3 protein-coding genes are annotated in these 2,885 nt (G+C 39.4%); 2 read left to right on the top strand and 1 reads right to left on the bottom strand.

The genetic code is table 11. The annotated features are described in order from the left end of the window. Positions 1-354 precede the first annotated feature (354 nt). Positions 355-795, top strand: coding sequence for a hypothetical protein (locus R5R67_RS19090; RefSeq protein ID WP_094963246.1), 441 nt, complete (start codon positions 355-357; stop codon positions 793-795). A 1,146-nt stretch (positions 796-1,941) separates the two neighbouring features. Then, on the top strand, positions 1,942-2,253 hold the full coding sequence (locus tag R5R67_RS19085) for a type II toxin-antitoxin system RelE/ParE family toxin (RefSeq protein WP_064506288.1): 312 nt from the start codon (positions 1,942-1,944) through the stop codon (positions 2,251-2,253). Positions 2,254-2,277: 24 nt separating this feature from the next. Here the strand turns inward: R5R67_RS19085 and R5R67_RS19080 are convergent, their stop codons facing one another. Further along, on the bottom strand, positions 2,278-2,595 hold the full coding sequence (locus R5R67_RS19080) for a helix-turn-helix domain-containing protein (protein WP_094963245.1): 318 nt from the start codon (positions 2,593-2,595) through the stop codon (positions 2,278-2,280). Between the last annotated feature and the right edge of the window lie 290 nt (positions 2,596-2,885).

Here is a 2,885-nt window from a genome sequence, read left to right as displayed (position 1 = left end):
TACTACCACAATTTGCCTGTTTATCCTTTCGGAGACCGGGCTAAGTCCGAGTCAATCAAGTGGTGCATTTGAGTTAATGTCGTTGAATGGTTTTAAGGAAGTAGTGACAAGCTAGCTTCCCATTGCTAAGATTGGATTACCACATCGAAATCTTTAGCAATGAATGCACAAGATTTAGAGTACCAGAGCCCCATGACCCTGTCACGGGGCTTTGTTACATCTGAAGCCTAATAACTTCTGTAAATTCAACTCGCAACGCTCGCCGCAAGGCGTGAACTTGTTTCACGTCGAGGAAGCGGAATTTCCCGAAAGCCTTATACTGTCTCCGTTCACACATCATCTGAGGGGATCACTATGTCTCAATTATTTCGTTTGGCATCGCCAGCAGATTACGAATACATCGAAGAATTAAATTTATGGGAATTGTCATTTGATAAGCGACCGGTTCAAGGAGTTCGTTGTGAAGATCCGGTGATCGGGGCAGAAAAATACAATCGAGGGCGTGAAAAATTTAAGGCGTTAGCGTCACGGCATAAAAAACACTGGAAACCGAACGGATTGACCTTTTCGGAGTTGATCCGCTGGGCAATAGAGCGCGGAACTCCTGAACAATGTCAGCTTGTTTTAGCGTTATACCATTGTACAAATGATGATGATTACCAGGCGATAGGAATTCAGTTAAGTCGAAGTATCGATAATGCAAATGTCAGTCCGATCATCTTTTTCACAGGTAAAAATCAACGGTTATTAGGTGATGTTTCGATGCTAAAACAGCTCGAGGAAAAGGCAGGTTAATGTCATGTTTGTTTATTATCCTGTGTATTATTCCGTATCTTATTCTATCTAATTTCTCTCTAATACACAGAATAATACAGAGAATAAGATACAGAATAAGAGATAGACACAAGATGACGTTGTGTTATTTCTTACCCATTAATCTACCCGTTATTCTACCCATTACTTTACCCGTTATTTCACCCGATTTAGGTATAACGGGTAGATTAACGGGTAAAATAACGGGTGGAATCATAGTTTTACTAACTTACACCCCATGATACTTTCAGTATCAATGCCACTCATTTTCTGGACGAAAATGAATGACATAAGGCTCCGCCCTCTGGCTATTTTCTTCGGCTGGACGCCTGCGAAAAAAGCCATTCACCCAAGCCCGTCAAACTCACTGCGTTCGTCTGACCACCCCCTTTTTTCGCCTTGTATTTGGTCGCTCAAAAATGTGGTGGTCAGACGCTTCGCTTGACGGGGGGCTTTGCCCCCAAAACGAAACACGTTCACTGGGGTTCACTTGCCATCGCTGGGGCGTGTCATTTCGTTTCGGCTCCCCCTGTTTTTTCCTTTCTTCGCTGGACGCTCATCAAGAGAAAAACAAAAAGCCTACCGCCCTCGTTTTACTCGGTTGGTCAAATCGCTTCTTGCCACAAAACAAGTTTGTGACTTTCAGCGATTTCGCATCGTTTTACTTGTCAGTTTGAATGATGTTAAAAACGCACTCAGAAGCTCGCAAAACCGTTCTAAACTTTCAGCGTAGATTTGGGTGTTTTATAGGGTGATCGTGTCTTAAAATCGTTTTGAGGGGCTTTCATGGGGATGAACGGGCGGTTTTCGCTAACTAACTCGCCCGTTTAACATAAAAGGGATTAGAAGAACCTCATTTACTATGAAATTTATGAGATGTTTTTATATTTAATTCCAATAAATAAAGTCAGGAGGTAATTAACTCAATTTGAGTGATATTTAAGCAGTTGGATTTGAAAATCAAATATATAAATACTTGTATATTGACTCGCATCTAATAGATAACTATGATGTGAAGTGGTTCAAAGAACCACCTATAACTTCTTTATTTAAGAAAAGAGAAAATAATGATGAAAATCAACATGATATTTATGATTCCATACCAACAAGCTAAGAGGAGACGACGATATGGAGAAAAAGGTAAACTTTATTGGTGATGCAGAAAAAGAACTGGATAAATTCCCACTTCAAGTTAAAGAAAAGTTTGTACAAGACTTGATGATGATGAGTTATGGCATGGACCCGCTATCCAGCGTCAAATCACTAAGCCTTGGATGCAAAGGAGTTTGCGAGCTAAGGAAAAACGGAAGACCAGCATACCGGCTAGTCTTCGTAATAATAGATGATGTAATACATGTTCTTCATGTGTTTTCAAAAACATCCAGTGGGACGGATAAAAAACATGAAGACACAATTAAATTAAGGTTCAAAAAAATTTAATTGCTTTTAATTAAAGACAGCTGCTCAAACAGCTGTCTTTTTTATTTGCATTTCAATTGGTTGCTCTATGTTACTTGGATCAAAGTATACATTTAGCAGATAACCAAGTTTTCCTAGCATCTCTAATAGCATATCTATTGAGAAGCTACTTATTTTTCCATTCATTAGATTGCTAATACGTGGTTGTGACACGCCAATCTCTTTGGCTGCTTGAGCCTGCGTCCAGTTATTATCTCTTATTAACTTTGTAATAATCATCATTAGCTTTGATCTTACTGTGACCAAACTAAGTTCAACTGGCTCTTTCGCTAATAACTCAAGCGGGTTTTTGTGTTTAATCATGAAAACCCCCTCTTTGCATCATTAGACATAAGAATATAGGTAATATACGTTTCTGCATAGGGCGCGCATTATACTTTTTTTTGTATATTGCGCAACAACAACTTTGCACTTTTGGTAGATCATAGTCAATAGGTTTAGATATTATTTTTATCAAAAAGATATCTAATGCCCCAATGTGGTACTAATCAAAACGGAGCGAAGCGACAGCGTCTTCCTGTCTTTGCTTTTCTCCACGATCGGTTCTTGGGTCATGGCTCCTTAGCTTGCTAATCTGGCTAAGTCTGGTTAGT

The organism is Acinetobacter sp. OYA S30 (assembly GCF_033599315.1).
Lineage (GTDB): Bacteria > Pseudomonadota > Gammaproteobacteria > Pseudomonadales > Moraxellaceae > Acinetobacter > Acinetobacter baumannii.
The sequence above is the reverse complement of the archived record's forward strand: the minus strand, read 5'-3'. Positions and strand labels throughout refer to the sequence as shown.